Here is a 14843-nt window from a genome sequence, read left to right on the forward strand (position 1 = left end):
GTCCTGCGTCTGTCGGTTGCTGCCTGCGCGGGGTGGGGTGGGGTGGGGTGGGGCGCCGTCTGCGGTGCGTGCGGCGGGGGGGCCCCCCCGCCCACACCCCCCCCCCCCCCCCCCCCCCCCCCACCCCCCCCCCCGCCCCCCCCCCCCCCCCCGGGGGCGAGGAAGGCCACCCCGGCCACCAACGGCGTCATCCGCTGGCCCTCTTGGAGGGAGAGCGGTACGACGAAGAGGAACACCACGGTCGCGGCGTTGGCCACCGCGCCCGCCGCGGTCAGCGCCACGAAGGCGCCATTGCGGAAAAGCGCGGGTGCGATCAGCGGATCGGCCGTGCGGAGTTCGATCCGTACGAAGGCCACCAGCGCCAGCACCACCAGACACAGCACACCGGCCCCGGCGGGGGACGCCCAGCCCCACACCGGGCCGCGGTCGATGAAGAGGGCCAGAGCCGCGATGGCGAGGGTCCCGGTGGCCAGCCCCGGCCAGTCGACGCGCCCGGACACCGTGGTGTCCCGCGACTCCTGGGCCCGGCGGGCGCAGATCGCGGCCATCACACCCAGCGGCACGTTGAGCCAGAACACCGCACGCCACGACACCATTTGGGTCAGGGCGCCGCCGACGAACGGGCCGCAGGCGGTGGCCAGTCCACCGACGCCCAGCGCCCACCCCGTGGCCCGGCCGCGCACGGCAGGCGGGAAGACGTTCGTCAGTAGGGCCAGTCCAGCCGGCATGATCAACGCGCCGCCCGCGCCCTGTACCACCCGGGCCGCCACCAGCACCGGTAGCGAGGGCGCCAGCGCACACCACAGCGAGGCCAGTCCGAACAGCGCTAACCCCGCGATCAGTAGTCGGCGCCGGCCGAACAGGTCGCTCATCCGGCCCGCGCCCAGCATGAGCGTCCCGCACGACAGGAGATATGCGCTGACCGCCCACTGCAACTGCCCCGTGGATACGCCGAGTTCCTCCTTGAGGTGCGGCAGCGCCAGGTTGAGGGCGAAGGAGTCGAGCTGGATGCAGAAGACGCCCAACGCGACCGAGACCAGCGCCCAGCGGGCTCCGCCTCGCCCCTCAACTTCCCACACACGCACAGAACTTCCCTCCCCACCGCCTGACCAGGCGGCGGCCTCATCTCATCAATGTCTCCGCGCCCCTCACGTCGACCGCACCGTCGTCTTGGCCTCCTGCACGCCGCGTTGGCACGCTTTGCGAAGGGATGGCGCCAGCCGCGTCTGCTCGATCGAGCCGGCAGCCCGCAGCTGGTCCACCGTCAGCCCCTTTGCCATACGGAGGTCGGCTTTGGTCAGGTCGGCGCCTGTGAGATCCGCGTCGGTCAGATCGACATGCCGTAGCTTCGCCCCAATGAAGCTGGCATTTCTCAGTACGGCATTCTTGAGGCAGGCTTCGTTGAGGAAACTGTCATCGAAGTACACTGGCTCCTCGCCTGCTTCGACATCTGTCATATCCGCGCGGGCCAAGTCGGTGCTCACCAGGCGCGCGCCCGACAGTCTCGCGCCGCGCAAGGACGCCAGTTGCAGATCCGACTCGGACAGGTTGGCGTTACGCAGGTCTGCGTCAGTGAGATCACAGGCCACCATATCGGCCCGTACGAAATCCGCTTCGCGCAGATCAGCGCCGCGCATCTCTGCCTTGTAACAGCGGGAATGCACTGCCCACACCCGGCGAAGATCGCAGTCAACAAGGACGGCCCGTTTCAGCGCAGCATGGTCAAGAACCGCTTCCGTCAATACAGCTCTGCTCAGCTGTGCCCTCGACAGAGTCTGGCGGGCCATGTGGGAGCCCGCGAGGTGATACCCGCTGAGGTCGATTCGGGACGAGTACAGCTTGGCGTGCCTTGTGTTCAGCGCGGTCAGCGCTGCCTGGACATCGGCTGCCGGCCTCTGCGGGCCCGAGGGCGACTGCAGCCGGGGCCGCCGCAGGCCGGATGCCGCTGCCTTCGTGCTGCGGGGCGAGGGCTGCCCTGCCTCGGGTGCCTGGCGGCGGATGAACGTACGCACGATGTGCGTCACATGCTCGGCCTGTTTCGGCGCATCCTGGATGATCTGCTGCAATGCGATGACGCCACCGAGCCGTACGAACTCTTCCTCGGACTCCAAGCGCTCCAAAGCCTTGGAGAGCCGATCCGTCACCTGGCCACGACGAATGAGGCGGTAGTTGCGAGCCGTGTAGAGCAATGCGATCACGCCGCCGGCAGCGGCACAGGCCTGAACTACGGCAAGCCGGTACTGGCCGACCGCCTGGGCGCGCTCCGCGGGCTTCAGCCCCTCGTACTGCGGCAGGACTGTCGAGGAGAGGGCATCCCACAGATGCTGTCCCCATAACCAGGCCAGGCCCGCGGCCAAGAGCATGATCGCGAAGCTGATCTGACGGTCGCGCCGGTACCGCAGCCACATGACGAGCACGATGATGACGCTGACGGCCACAAGCTCCGTAACCAGCAGCCAAGTTGCGAGCCCATTGCCCCTGATCGCCTCAATAAACAAAAGGTATCCGCCGACAAGGAGACCAATGCCCGGTGTTCCGATGACGACGGCGAGCGCGGCGCGAACATTGCGTACGTTCCTCTTGTATGCCACCGCCTCATTGCAGCCGCATCAGGCGGCGACCGCGCGCTTTTGAGGGAAATTTGCCCTGAGGGAGGTCGATCATCGTCGTTGTTCTCGGGCACCGGCCGGCCGCGCGGCGCCGCCGCTCCGGAGAAACGGCGGCGGGCACCGCGTCGGCCCGGTGAGAGTCGGGGTTACCTGGAGACGGCCTTGCTCCAGCCCTGGGCAATGTCCTCCTTGGCATAGCCCAGCTGCGACTCGGTCGGGATATTCGGCGTGCCGGAGACCTTCGGCAGCTTGGCGGCCGCGGCCTTGTCGAGCGTGCCCTTCTTCTCCATGGCGGCCATCAGGGCCGGGCGGGCGTAGCCCTTGAGCCAGAGGTTCTGGCCCTCGGCGCTGTAGAGGTACTCCTGCCACAGTCGGGCGGCCGCCGGGTGCGGGGCGTCCTTGTTGATGGCCTGCGAGTAGTACTGCGAGAACTTGCCGTCCTCCGGGACCGTGACCTGCCAGTCGAGTCCCTTGCGCTTGAACTCGTCGGTGTACCTGGCGTTGAGGTAGTCCCAGTCGAGGACGATCGGTGTCCGGCCCTTCGTGATGGTGGCCGAGGTGGACTGGACGGGCGTGTAGTTGCCGTTCTTCTTGAGCTTGGCGAAGAAGTCGAGGCCGGGCTGGATGTAGTCGAAGGAGCCACCGCTGGCGAGCGCGGCCGCGTACACACTGGCGAAGGCCGAACCCGACTTGGTGGGGTTGCCGTTGAGCGCGACCTGCCCCTTGTACTCCGGCTTGAGCAGATCCTTGAAGGTGGTCGGACAGTTCTTCACGCGCTCGGCATCGCAGCCGATGGAGATATAGCCGCCGTAGCCGTTGTACCAGCGGCTCATCGTGTCCTTCTGGCCATCGGGGATGTCAATGAAATCGGCGACCATGTACTGCGCGAGCAGATCCTGCTGGGCGGCGCTGTACGCGAAGGAGCTGCCGAGGTCGAGGACGTCGGGCGCCCCGTCCTTGCCCTTGCGGGAGGTGACGGCGTTGATCTCGTCCTGGCTGGCGCCGTTGGGGTTCTCCACCTTGACCTTGATGCCGTACTTCTTCTCGAAGCCGTCGATCAGCGCGCCGTAATTGGCCCAGTCCCGGGGCAGCGCGATGGCGTGCAGCGTGCCCTCCTCTTTGGCCGCCTTGACGAGCGCGTCCATGCCCCCGAAGTCCTCCGCCGTGATCGCGGTGGCCGCGCTCTCTCCGTCGGCATTGGTCGACGCGTCGGAGCCCGCGCTGCAGGCGCTGAGGACGAGGGTGGCGGCGATGAGGCCGCCGGTAAGGACGGCGGATCTCGGCAGGATCTCAGTCACGGTCTCTCCAGAGGGGTACAACATGGGGCACAGGGGACACACGGGGATTCGCGTGGGGGGTGAGAACTTGTGCGAATAACCAGTCTGAACAAGCTGGCCATACTAGGCACGCTGCCGATGCCTGGTCCGTAACATCTTCAAAACTCTTGACTGCCATTCCTGCACATCTCTGGCACACAAGGACGTGTCACGGCGCCTCATCCGCGCTGGTCGCGCTGCGCACACAGCACGCCACTCTTCGTGATGCGAAGGTCCGCCGTGAGGCGACCGGGCACGTGAGGTCCGCCGCCCGCCGCCCCGCGACGCCGGAGGACTCCTAACGACGGCAACTCGCCGCAGGTACGCGAGCTTGGCGCAGCGCTCGCATGGCGTGGCGATCTCCGGGAGAGGGCGGCGCGCTCGACGGAGTTCGGGCCTTGCCGACAAGGGAAAGAACGTCGGGTTCCGCGGCTGCATCCGTAGGCAGCCGCCGCTGGGAAATCCGCCTGGGCCGACGCCAAAAGACAAACGCCAAAAGACAAAGGCAAGGAGAACTCTCTCTCCTTGCCACTCTCAACATATAGCGCACAGGGGGGCTTGCGGCAAGGCCCCGGGGGTGGCGCAAAATCGTCCGCCGAGGCCACAACCTGCGGAAATGGGGGGCATGACATGCGTGTGTTGTCGACGTATGGGGGACGCGGTGACGTCGCATCAGCGGCGGGACCGGCGGTGCGGTCGCGAGCGCTCGGGGCGGTGGTGCGGGGGTGCGCGCCGCCCGACCGGGCGGAGCGATCGGTCACTGGGAGCGCGGCTGCGTCGGAGGTGTCGCGATGAGCGAGCGGTACGTGTTGGGGCTTCAAGAGGTTGACGGGACACAGGTCGCGGTTGTTGGCGGCAAGGGCGCGCACCTGGGCGGGCTGTCGCGGATCGCAGGCATCCGCGTGCCGGCCGGCTTCTGCGTGACGACGGACGCGTTCCGGCGGATCATGGCGGAGGCGCCGTCGCTCGACGATCGGCTCGATCAGCTGTCGCGCCTGGACCCGGACGACCGGGAGGCGATCCGCACGCTCAGCGCGCAGATTCGCCACACCATCGAAGGGATTGCCGTCCCGGGCGATCTCGCGGCGGCGATCACCCGCGCCCTCGACCGGCTCGGGGAGCAGGCCGCCTGCGCCGTGCGATCCAGCGCGACGGCAGAGGACCTGCCGACGGCCTCCTTCGCCGGCCAGCAGGACACCTATTTGAACGTCGTGGGGCCGGCGGCGATCCTCCGGCACGTCAGCCGGTGCTGGGCCTCGCTGTTCACCGAGCGGGCCGTGACCTACCGCCAGCGGAACGGCATCGACCACCGTACGGTCCACATGGCCGTGGTCGTGCAGCAGATGGTCTTCCCGCATGCGGCGGGCATCCTGTTCACGGCCGACCCCGTCACGGGCAACCGGAAGGTCGCCACCGTGGACGCCGGCTTCGGCCTCGGCGAGGCCCTGGTCTCCGGCCTGGTGAACCCGGACGTCTTCAAGGTGCGGGACGGCGAAATCGTCGGCAAGACGATCGCCGCCAAACAGCGTGCCGTTCACGCCCTGGCGGCCGGCGGCACGCAGGAAGTGGCGATCGACTCCCAGCGGCAGAAGCAGCCGGCGCTGACGGATGCGCAGGTCGTGCGGCTCGTGCGGCTCGGGCGGCGGATCGAAGCGCACTTCGGCCGTCCGCAGGACATCGAATGGTGCCTGGTGGATGGTGACTTCCAGATCGTTCAGAGCCGGCCGATCACGACGCTGTTCCCCGTCCCCGAGGCCGGCGACCAGGAGAATCACGTCTATGTCTCCGTCGGTCATCAGCAGATGATGACCGACCCGATGAAGCCGCTGGGGCTCTCCCTGTGGCAGCTGACGGCCATGGTGCCGATGCAGGAGGCCGCCGGGAGGCTGTTCGTCGACGTCACCCGGCGCCTGGCCTCGCCCGCGAGCCGCGCCGCTCTCCTGGACGTCATCGGGAGAGGCGATCCGCTGGTGCGGGACGCTCTGGAGACCGTCCTCGACCGCGAGGATTTTGTCGCCTCGCTCCCGGATGCGGGTCCCGGCGGGCCGCCGGCCGGCGCTGCGTCCGCCCCGGGCGAGCCCGATCCGGCGAGCGTCCCCGAGCTGATCGAGCGCAGCCAGGTGTCCATCGCCGCCCTGGAGCGCGACATCCGGACGAAGAGCGGACCGGCGCTGTTCGACTTCCTGTTGGAGGCCTTCGAGGAGCACAAGCGAGTCCTCGGTGATCCGCTGAGCATGCGGGCGATCATGGCGGGGATGGAGGCCACGTGGTGGCTCAACGACCAGCTGTGGGAGTGGCTGGGCGAGAAGAACGCGGCTGACACGCTGACGCTGTCCGCCCCCGACAACGTCACCTCGGAGATGGGACTGGCGCTGCTCGACGTCGCCGACGTGATCCGCCCGCACCCGGAGGTGGTGGCGTTCCTGAAGGACGTCCAGGACGACGGCTTCCTGGACGGGCTGGCGAAGCTCGCGGGCGGGACCGAGGCGCGCGACGCCATCGAGTCCTACCTCGACCGGTACGGCATGCGCTGCGTCGGCGAGATCGACATCACGAGGCCGCGTTGGCGCGAGCGCCCCAGCACGCTCGTGCCCGTGATCCTCGACAACGTCAGGAACTTCGAACCGGGCGCCGCCGAGCGGCGCTTCGAGGAAGGCCGGCAGAAGGCGCGGAAGAAGGAACAGGACGTGCTGGCACGCTTGCGGGCCCTGCCGGACGGGGACCGGAAAGCCGACGAGACCAAGCGGATGATCGACCGGGTCAGAACCTTCATCGGGTACCGGGAGTACCCGAAGTACGGCATCGTCAGCCGGTACTTCGTCTACAAGCAGGCGCTGTTGGAGGAGGCCGAGCGCCTCGTGCGGGCAGGCGCGCTTCCCGAGAAGGAGGACGTCTTCTACCTCACGTTCCAGGAATTCCACGACGTCGTGCGCTCGCACCAGGTGGATGACCAGCTGATCCAGCGGCGCAAGGACGCGTTCCGGTCGTACCACGCGCTCACCCCGCCCCGGGTGCTCACCTCGGAGGGTGAGGCCGTCACCGGGGCGTACCGGCGCGACGGCGTGCCGGCCGGTGCCCTGATCGGTCTGCCGGTTTCCGCCGGGACCATCGAGGGAAGGGCCCGCGTCATCCTTGACATGGCGGAGGCCGATCTCGAAGCGGGCGACATCCTGGTGACGCCCTTCACCGACCCCAGCTGGTCGCCGCTGTTCGTCGGCATCGCGGGCCTGGTGACGGAGGTGGGCGGCCTGATGACCCATGGCGCGGTGATCGCCCGGGAGTACGGCTTGCCGGCCGTCGTGGGCGTGGAGCAGGCCACCCGGCTGATCCGGGACGGGGAGCGGATCCGCGTGCACGGAACCGACGGGTACATCGAGATCCTGCGGGGCGCGGCGGGCGGCGATCAGGCCGGATAGCGGGCCGCCCGGGGCGCCCGGGCGCTCCCCCGCACCCAGCCGTGACTGTGGACCGCCGCGTACGACTCGGTCCACGGACACGGCTGGGCGGCGCCGGCGCTGACACGAACTCCGGTACGGGGCCGGTCAGTTCGGGGTGTCAGCTGCCGAAGGGGATGTCCCGAGCGGTGGCCATCCGGCGGGTGTCCGGGTGGGCCTTCACATAGTCCGTGATGTACGAGAGCGACTCCCGCACCGCGCCGTCGTCCGTGCCGCAGCCCTTCGGACCGCTGACGCCGTCCGGGTAGCACGACATCCGGTTGCCGTAGATCAGGCTGTCCACGGCGGCACTCCCGTCGGAGGCGTCGAGCAGGGTGGCGGCACGCTCCCCGTCACCCTTGCCCACCGTCCAGCCGACGGTCTGCGCGAGCTCTCCGGCGTCCCGGGCCTGCCGGCCGGCCGCCAGCTCCTTCCGGATGCTGTCGAACTTCATGGCCATGCTGAACTCGCCCTTGTCCATCACGCGCTGGTTGCCGGGGACGTTCGGCCCGTGCTCGGCGAAGCCGTCCCGGACCTGCGCGTAATCGCCGCTGTAGCTGACCGCTTCCTTGGAGTTCAGGTCGGCGAGCGCGTTCTTCCAGCCGCTGCCGCCCTCCTTGCCGTAGAAGCCGTAGAGCACCCGGATGCCCCTGCTCTCCAGCTTCTCGCGCGCCATGTCCCGCAGCCCGGCCACGGAGCAGTGGCGCCACTCGGGGTCGTTGCTGTCACACCAGTCGGGGTTCTTCATGTCCAGCCAGACGAAGGAGACCTGACGCCCGTCGTCATGCTCCTTCGCCACCTGGTCGAACATGGCCGACATGGTGTCGCCGTAGCTGGTGAGAGTGCCGTCGTGGTCGGCCCACCAGCCCTCGCGCCAGGCCGTTGCGTCCATCTCCAGCGCGTTGGCGCCGTTCGCGAGCGCCGCGGTCACCCCGCCCGTGGTCAGCACCCGGTGGGCGATGGCCCAGGTGGGGCGCTGCTCGGTGGTGCTGGGCGCGGTCCCGGAGGGCTTGCCCTCCGGTACGGCCATGGCGGCTCCGGTGCCCAGGGTGGCTGCGGAGACGACCAGAGTCAGCGGCAGCAGTATGGCGCGAAGCCGGCGTGGGGCGGCCATGAGGCGGGTCCTTTCCGTTGCACGGGCTACCCGTGGTGGCAGCCCGTTGTGCCGTGCGATGGCTGTCTGCTCTACAGACAGCGGCGGGCCGACTGCCCGCAACTGCCAGCACTGTACGCTAAGTTACCCACGGGTAATTATTGACTGCGGTCCGTGCACGGCCGCCCTTCCCAGCCGGTCGCCGTCGCGGTTGAGCCGACGGCGACGCCGGCCGCCCGAGGACCGCCGTCGAGCCCTTCTGCCCCAACTCACCATGCGCCTATGGTGTGTTGAGACCGCAGAGCGCGGTCGAAGGGAGTTGCTCATGCCTACGCAGACCAGCCGCGCATCGCACCACCTTCCTCGCTTCGAAGACGCGGAACCACTCGGCCCCCAGGACGCGGAGTTCGCCAGGGACATCAAGGCCGTACTGGAGAAGCACGGCAACCTGGACCGCTTCGGCCTGGTCCTGTTACACGACCACTTCTCTGTCGACAGCGACGAGGTACTCGTCGAGACGAACGATCCGCAGGCCCGCACACTCCACGTCGAGGTGGAGAAGAAGGAAGAGACCGCGCACGCCCAGCCGTCGCAGTGGCGGTTCGTCGCGGACTCCGAGAAGACAACCACCGCACAGAGCGACAGCACCCCCTACGAGGTGCTGATGCTGTGCCTGACCCTTGCCTGCGAGGACCGCTGAGGCCGGACGGCCCCGGCTGACACGGGCCCGCATGGGGAGGGCTGTACGAGCTCCCTCGGGTACAGCCCTCTCTGCGCTTCACCCCACCTCGCTCAGGCCATGGCGGACGAGCCGGTGGGGCGACGCCGCACTAGAGGGAGTACGGGCCGAACCGACCCCACGTCACCACGGCCGCGAGCGCGAGCAGGACCAGATTCACGGCGATCATCTGCGCCTCGCTGCGACGGGCATGCACGACCATGGCGCCGAGCATGACCAGCACCAGCCCAAGGGCCGCCAAGGGAACCAGCACCGGTGCGATGCCGAGCACGGCCGGCAGAATCAGCCCGAGAGCGGCCACTGCCTCCAGGGCCCCGATCAGCTTCACCGTCCCCGCGCTCACGTCCTCGATCCAGCCCATACCCGAGGCAGCCAGCTTCTCCTTCGGCTGGGACAGCTTCATGGCCCCAGCCGCCAGGAACGCCACAGCCAGCACGCCCGCGAGGACCCACAACACCGTGTTCATCATGATCAACACCTTTCAATGACTTAAAGCATTAAGTGAAGGCTAAAGCTCTTTCACTTCAAGATGCAAGTCAACCGTCAAGTTGATCACTTCACGCGTGAAGCTATACTCGCGAACATGGAGACCCCGCAGGAACCCCGCTGGCTGGACGATGAGGAAGATCAGGCATGGATTGCGCTCAGCAGCATGCTGATGCGACTCCCCGCGGCACTGGACACGCAGCTCCAGCGCGACGCCGGCCTGAGCCACTTCGAGTACCAGGTGATGGCCGGGCTTTCCATGGTCCCCGAGCGCACCCTGCGGATGAGCGAGCTCGCCGCGTTCGCCGAGGGTTCCCTCCCCCGGCTGTCCCAGGTCGTCGGACGGCTGGAGAAGCGCGGCTGGGTACGCCGTAGCCCCGACCCCACCGACGGCCGCTACACCGTGGCCGCCCTCACCGACGAGGGTTTCGACAAGGTGGCCGCCACCGCCCCCGGACACGTGGCGGCCGTGCGCAGCTGTGTCTTCGACGCGCTCACCAAGGCGCAGGTCCGCCAGCTGACCACCATCGGCCGCCGCATCGTCGGCGCCGTCGATCCCCAGCACCCGCTCGCCACCGGAACGCTGGACCGACTGCGCCCCAAGAAGTAGCCGCACCCTCGACGCCGCCACACCGGATGCGGTCGCCGATCAAGTAGTCGATTGCCGACAACGGATGGTCGCCGCCTGATTCGGATAAGGCGGAGCGTCGACGGAGCCTACGGTTTCGCAGAAATCGGGTGCTCTGGAGGCGTACATGAACAGCTGTCGCGGTGCGCGTACGGCCATGATCGTGGGCGCGGGTGTCGCTGGTCTGACCGCGGCCACTGCCCTGGCAGGCGCGGGATGGCAGGTGGAGATCGCTGAGGTCGACCCGTTAAGGGCGACTTCCGGCTGGGGGTTGTGTCTGACCGGTCCCGCGCTGCGGGCGCTGGCCGAGCTGGGTCTCGCGGACGCCTGTCTGACCGCGGGCTACGGCATGAGCGTGATCACGCATGTGGACGTGGACGGCGAACCCGCGGGCCAGGTCCGGCTACCGCGCCTGATCGGTGCGCGGCGACCGGCGATGGCCGGCATAGCGCGCCCGGTGCTGCACCGCATCCTGCACGCGGAAGCCGAGCGGCGCGGCGTGGTCGTGCGACAGGGCCTGACCGTCACGGCGGTGGACCAGGAGGGGGAGCTGGTCCGCGTGCGGTTGTCGGACGGGACGGTCCGGCTGGTCGCGCTGTTGGTGGGCGCGGACGGGATCCGCTCCTCGACGCGGAGCCTGCTGGGCCTGGAGACCTCGCTCGACTATCAGGGGCAGATGGTCTGGCGGGCTCTGGTGCCCCGCCCGCAGTGGGTCACCGGGATCCATCAGTGTGCCGGGAAGGCCGGCACGGCGGGCCTGGTGCCCATCTCGGCCGGTGAGGCGTACGTGTTCTCGACGGAGAACGGAGTGCAGCAGAGCGTCCTGCCCGACGCCGAACTCGTCCCGCGCCTGCGGCAGATACTCAAAGCCTTCCCGGGCCGGATGGCGGAGATCCACCCGCTGGTGTCCGGGTCGGAGTCGGTGGTGCGCCGCCCGGTGCTGACCACGTTCCTGGCGGGCGCCTGGAACCGGGGCCACAGCATCGTCATCGGTGATGCCGCACACGCGCCCGCACCACAGATGGCCAGCGGGGCTGCGCTGGCCATCGAGGACGGGCTCGTGCTGGCCGAAGAGCTCGGGCGGCACGGGTCGGTCGGGGCGGGGCTGGAGGCGTTCGTGAGACGGCGCAGGCAGCGGTGCCGAACGCTCGTGGAGACCTCGGTGGCGATCGCGGGCCTGGAACATGCGCAGCGCCTTCGCGAGTCGTATCCGCTGACGGATGGCGGTCACCGGCTCATGGCCGAGCCCGCGTGACCATCCGGCGCGAAGTGACCAGACAGGAGAGGGAGTTCGGCGGTCTGCCCTTCGCGCGTCGACAGGGAGAGACCGAGACCCGCGAGGGACCGAGACCCGCGAGGGACAGGGAGTGCACCATGCGCAACAGCAGCAGTCTGATCACCCATCTGCGGCACATCGATGTCGCCATGCCGAACTTCGCCGAGCAGCGTCATTTCTACACCGAGATGTGGGGCCTGACGGAGACCGCCGGTGACACCGGTGTCTCGTTCCTGGCAGCCGAAGGCTCCCCGGAGCGGTACGTGGTGCGGCTGCGCAAGGACGCCCACAAGCGCACCGACCTCATCGCCTTCGGAGCCGCCACGGCCGCCGATATCGACACCCTGGCCGTACAGCTGCTCGCGCAGGGCGTGCGGCTGGTCCACGAACCGAAGCCGCTGGACACACCCGGGGGCGGCTACGCGGTCCGGTTCTTCGACAACGAGGGCCGCGTGGTGGAGGTCTCCGCCGATGTCGCCGCGCGCCGGCACCGCAGGATCGAGGCCCGCGAGCCGGTCCCCGTGCGCCTCTCCCACGTCCTGATGAACTCCCCCACCCCCGAGGCCACGGTGGTCTGGTACATCAGGCACCTGGGATTCCGCCTCTCGGACACCATGTGCCTCGGCAGCCGCGGCGAGATCATGTGGTTTCTGCGGTGCAACACCTTCCACCACAGCTTCGGCATCGTCCGCGGGCCGCACGCGGCCTTCCACCACGCCTCCTTCGAGATGCGCGGCATCGACGAGTTCCTGCGCGGCACCGGCCGGATGCGGCGCCTGGGCATCGAGCGGCTGTGGGGACCGGGGCGGCACCGCGCGGGTGACAACGCCTTCAGCTACTTCCTCGACCGGGCCGGAAACACCGTCGAGTACACCACCGAGCTGGAGATCCTGGACGAGGACACCTGGCACCCCCACATCTACGACCTTCGCGACCCCGCCAACGCGGATCAATGGGGCACGGCCAACGAGATGGACGAGTTCCTCGCCGCCAAGTCCCACAACGACGTCGACCCCGGACTGTTCGTGGCCCCGCCGCTGTGAGCACGCCCACGAGGGACCGCGCCGCGTCAGCCGTGGACGCGGAACCGCCGACCAAGGCTCCGGGCGGGCCAACAGCGGTGACACACTGACAGCAGACCCCGGCCCGTCCGCACCACACCACACACCGCGGCGGCCGTCTCAAGGGAGATGAACCGCGTGCCGACCCCGCTGCGCAACTTCCTCCTCATCAAATCCCCCAACCCCGTCGACCTCTTGAACGCCGTCACCCGCCTGTTCGGCGGCTCCATCGCCACGTCGCCGCTGGACGGCCTGTGCCGGGGAGAGCACGAACTGCGCGGGGTGGCCGCGCGCGACTTCGCCGTCGGCTACTTCGCCTCGCCGCTCGACGTACGCGTCTCCTCGGCGGGAGGACGCAGCTCCTACTTCGTCAACATCGGTGTGTCCGGCGCGATCGCCGCATCCTGCGGCGGCCTGAAAGCCACCCTCGACACCGCCACGGCCGGGGTCGTCAACCCCGGAGACACCCAGGAGCTGCGCCCCGCGCGCCCCACCCCTTCACGCTTCCTGGGCCTTCGGATCGACGCCGCCCTGGTCGACCAGGAATTCGCCGCACTGACCGGGCGCCCGCCGGCGTCCACCGTCCGCTTCGACTTCGCCCTCGACCTGGCCCAGCCCAAGGGCCGGGCCGTACTGCTGCTGATCCGCTCCCTCCTGGAGCAACTGGACTCGGGAGACCCCCTGTTCCAGCGTGCCGAACTCCAGCGCAGCCAGCTGCGCAGCATCGTCACCGCGCTGCTCCTGGCCCAGCCGCACTCCCACACCGACGAGCTGCGAGACGGCCCGCAACCTGGCCACCCGCGCTCCTTACGCGCAGCTCTCGCGTTCATCGAAGCCAACCTCACCGAACGCATCGTCCTCGGCGACATCGCCACAGCCGCCGACTGCGCCCCACGGACCATCAGCTCCGCATTCCGCGACCGGCTCGGCCTGTCACCCATGTCCTACGTACGCAACCTGCGGCTGGACCGGATCCGTCAGGACATCCTCACCACCACCGACAACATCGGGACCATCGCCTACCGGTGGGGCGTCTCCCACCTGGGCCGCTTCGCCGGCGACTACCACGCCCGTTTCCACGAGCTACCTTCCGACACCGCGTCCCGTCGGTAACGGCGCTCTCCCCTTCCCAGTCACCAGGGATCAGGGATCAGGGATCAGGAGAAGATCGCATGCACCTGGTCGACCGCCTCCGGCCCATAGCCGACCGTGCCCACGGGGACTGCACCGTCGATCGCCTCGATGATGCGCCCGGCCCACACGGGGCCGAACCCTCCGCACAGCTCGATCAACTGCACCCCCTCGCCCACGAGTCGGCGCGCCACCTCAAGGGCCTGCTCGGGCTTCTCCACGCCCACGAGGACAGTGCGGCACTCGCCGGTGTCCACGACGTTGACATCGCCGTCTGCGGCGCTGCCAGCTGCTGTGTAGATGAATCCCCAATGCGTGAGCGCCATGTGTGTGGGCCTCCTGTGACCGCCGAGGCCACCAGCCAAACAGAACCAGGGGAAAAACGCCCCGGATTGGCGGTAACCCGTGTGTGACCCGCACCTCACTCCCATCCCGGCGCCGGCCGGGGCGGACGACGGGTCGTGACCGCCGGCCCGACAGGGGCGGCGGTCAGTCGCGGTGATCCCGGCCACGTACCGGCCCTAAGCCACGCGATTGTCCACGCGCAGCTGGATCTCCTGTTCCTGATCACCAGAGGTCGACCCGAGGTCCCGAACCGAGAAGGCGTGTCCCAGGCCCGTCCGCAGCCTGTCAGCCGCCCAATAGCCGCCCTGGACGGTGGCCGTCACCGGCCCGGTCAGCCGGTGCGGCGTGGTCTGCGTCGGCGCGTCGTCGGAGACGTCAACGATCGCGGACCATACAGCCGCCCCCGTCCCCGCCCCCTCCGGGTCCCGGGGCGCGTCGTCCTTCGCCCGGTCGGTGACGAAAAGGGTGTCGAGCACAGTGAAGACCGTGTGGGCGTCCTCGGGCAGGCAGCCGGTGAGCTGCACCTCGACCTGCGCCGCACCCTGGTTGTTCTGTGCAGCCTCTGCTCCGTCCTTCACTGTGGCCTTCCTTTCCGAGTGATACGTGCGGCCAGGCCCTCTTCCGGAGAGGGCGGCGGGGGGGGGGGGGGGGGGGGGGGGGGGGGGGGGGGGGGGGGGGGGGGGGGGGGGGGGGGGGGGGGGGGGGGGGGGGGGGGGGGGGGGGGG

The 14843-nt window shown here is 69.1% G+C and carries 13 protein-coding genes; 6 read left to right on the forward strand and 7 right to left on the reverse strand.

All coding sequences use genetic code 11. The annotated features are described in order from the left end of the window. The 3 genes from ACZ4XD_RS35960 to ACZ4XD_RS35970 all read right to left on the reverse strand — a co-directional run. Positions 1-1079, reverse strand: a 1079-nt coding sequence (locus ACZ4XD_RS35960; protein ID WP_468049561.1) for an MFS transporter, incomplete at its 3' end; no start/stop codon positions are given. 69 nt (positions 1080-1148) lie between these two features. After that, positions 1149-2591: a pentapeptide repeat-containing protein gene (locus ACZ4XD_RS35965; protein ID WP_468049563.1), complete on the reverse strand. Its 1443-nt coding sequence runs from the start codon at positions 2589-2591 to the stop codon at positions 1149-1151. Between the two features lie 164 nt (positions 2592-2755). Further along, on the reverse strand, positions 2756-3907 hold the full coding sequence (locus ACZ4XD_RS35970; RefSeq protein WP_468049565.1) for an ABC transporter substrate-binding protein: 1152 nt from the start codon (positions 3905-3907) through the stop codon (positions 2756-2758). An 809-nt stretch (positions 3908-4716) separates the two neighbouring features. Here ACZ4XD_RS35970 and rph point away from each other — a divergent pair. Beyond that, on the forward strand, positions 4717-7341 hold the full coding sequence (rph, locus tag ACZ4XD_RS35975) for a rifamycin-inactivating phosphotransferase (RefSeq protein ID WP_468049567.1): 2625 nt from the start codon (positions 4717-4719) through the stop codon (positions 7339-7341). 139 nt (positions 7342-7480) lie between these two features. Here the strand turns inward: rph and ACZ4XD_RS35980 are convergent, their stop codons facing one another. Continuing rightward, the gene (locus ACZ4XD_RS35980; protein WP_468049569.1) at positions 7481-8473 is read right to left on the reverse strand and encodes a PI-PLC domain-containing protein; all 993 of its coding nucleotides are present in this window, start codon (positions 8471-8473) and stop codon (positions 7481-7483) included. Between the two features lie 304 nt (positions 8474-8777). Between ACZ4XD_RS35980 and ACZ4XD_RS35985 the strand changes: the two genes are divergently transcribed. Continuing rightward, complete coding sequence (locus ACZ4XD_RS35985; protein ID WP_468049571.1) at positions 8778-9152, forward strand: hypothetical protein; 375 nt, start codon at positions 8778-8780, stop codon at positions 9150-9152. A 130-nt stretch (positions 9153-9282) separates the two neighbouring features. Here ACZ4XD_RS35985 and ACZ4XD_RS35990 read toward each other — a convergent pair whose 3' ends face one another. Further along, complete coding sequence (locus tag ACZ4XD_RS35990; protein WP_468049573.1) at positions 9283-9660, reverse strand: DoxX family protein; 378 nt, start codon at positions 9658-9660, stop codon at positions 9283-9285. 114 nt (positions 9661-9774) lie between these two features. Here ACZ4XD_RS35990 and ACZ4XD_RS35995 point away from each other — a divergent pair, with 114 nt between their 5' ends. The 4 genes from ACZ4XD_RS35995 to ACZ4XD_RS36010 all read left to right on the forward strand — a co-directional run bounded on the left by ACZ4XD_RS35995 (position 9775) and on the right by ACZ4XD_RS36010 (position 13755). Then, positions 9775-10287 carry a MarR family winged helix-turn-helix transcriptional regulator gene (locus tag ACZ4XD_RS35995; RefSeq protein ID WP_468049575.1) on the forward strand — a complete coding sequence of 171 codons (513 nt, stop codon included), beginning with the start codon at positions 9775-9777 and terminating at the stop codon, positions 10285-10287. A gap of 145 nt (positions 10288-10432) precedes the next feature. Then, the gene (locus ACZ4XD_RS36000) at positions 10433-11560 is read left to right on the forward strand and encodes an FAD-dependent monooxygenase (RefSeq protein WP_468049577.1); all 1128 of its coding nucleotides are present in this window, start codon (positions 10433-10435) and stop codon (positions 11558-11560) included. 119 nt (positions 11561-11679) lie between these two features. Next, positions 11680-12624 carry a VOC family protein gene (locus tag ACZ4XD_RS36005; protein ID WP_468049579.1) on the forward strand — a complete coding sequence of 315 codons (945 nt, stop codon included), beginning with the start codon at positions 11680-11682 and terminating at the stop codon, positions 12622-12624. Positions 12625-12771: 147 nt separating this feature from the next. Further along, on the forward strand, positions 12772-13755 hold the full coding sequence (locus ACZ4XD_RS36010; protein WP_468049581.1) for a helix-turn-helix transcriptional regulator: 984 nt from the start codon (positions 12772-12774) through the stop codon (positions 13753-13755). A 44-nt stretch (positions 13756-13799) separates the two neighbouring features. Here the strand turns inward: ACZ4XD_RS36010 and ACZ4XD_RS36015 are convergent, their stop codons facing one another. Beyond that, complete coding sequence (locus ACZ4XD_RS36015) at positions 13800-14099, reverse strand: DUF6506 family protein (RefSeq protein WP_468049583.1); 300 nt, start codon at positions 14097-14099, stop codon at positions 13800-13802. 195 nt (positions 14100-14294) lie between these two features. Then, the gene (locus tag ACZ4XD_RS36020; protein ID WP_468049585.1) at positions 14295-14696 is read right to left on the reverse strand and encodes a hypothetical protein; all 402 of its coding nucleotides are present in this window, start codon (positions 14694-14696) and stop codon (positions 14295-14297) included. Between the last annotated feature and the right edge of the window lie 147 nt (positions 14697-14843).

The organism is Streptomyces sp. NPDC029466 (genome assembly GCF_055574515.1).

Excerpts from the sequence above, each read along its gene's own strand:
- ACZ4XD_RS36015 (WP_468049583.1), bottom strand. The coding sequence starts at position 14,099 with ATGGCGCTCACGCATTGGGGATTCATCTACACAGCAGCTGGCAGCGCC.
- ACZ4XD_RS36005 (WP_468049579.1), top strand. The coding sequence starts at position 11,680 with ATGCGCAACAGCAGCAGTCTGATCACCCATCTGCGGCACATCGATGTC.
- ACZ4XD_RS35980 (WP_468049569.1), bottom strand. The coding sequence starts at position 8,473 with ATGGCCGCCCCACGCCGGCTTCGCGCCATACTGCTGCCGCTGACTCTG.
- ACZ4XD_RS36010 (WP_468049581.1), top strand. The coding sequence starts at position 12,772 with ATGAACCGCGTGCCGACCCCGCTGCGCAACTTCCTCCTCATCAAATCC.
- rph (WP_468049567.1), top strand. The coding sequence starts at position 4,717 with ATGAGCGAGCGGTACGTGTTGGGGCTTCAAGAGGTTGACGGGACACAG.
- ACZ4XD_RS35985 (WP_468049571.1), top strand. The coding sequence starts at position 8,778 with ATGCCTACGCAGACCAGCCGCGCATCGCACCACCTTCCTCGCTTCGAA.
- ACZ4XD_RS36000 (WP_468049577.1), top strand. The coding sequence starts at position 10,433 with ATGAACAGCTGTCGCGGTGCGCGTACGGCCATGATCGTGGGCGCGGGT.
- ACZ4XD_RS35995 (WP_468049575.1), top strand. The coding sequence starts at position 9,775 with ATGGAGACCCCGCAGGAACCCCGCTGGCTGGACGATGAGGAAGATCAG.
- ACZ4XD_RS35990 (WP_468049573.1), bottom strand. The coding sequence starts at position 9,660 with ATGATGAACACGGTGTTGTGGGTCCTCGCGGGCGTGCTGGCTGTGGCG.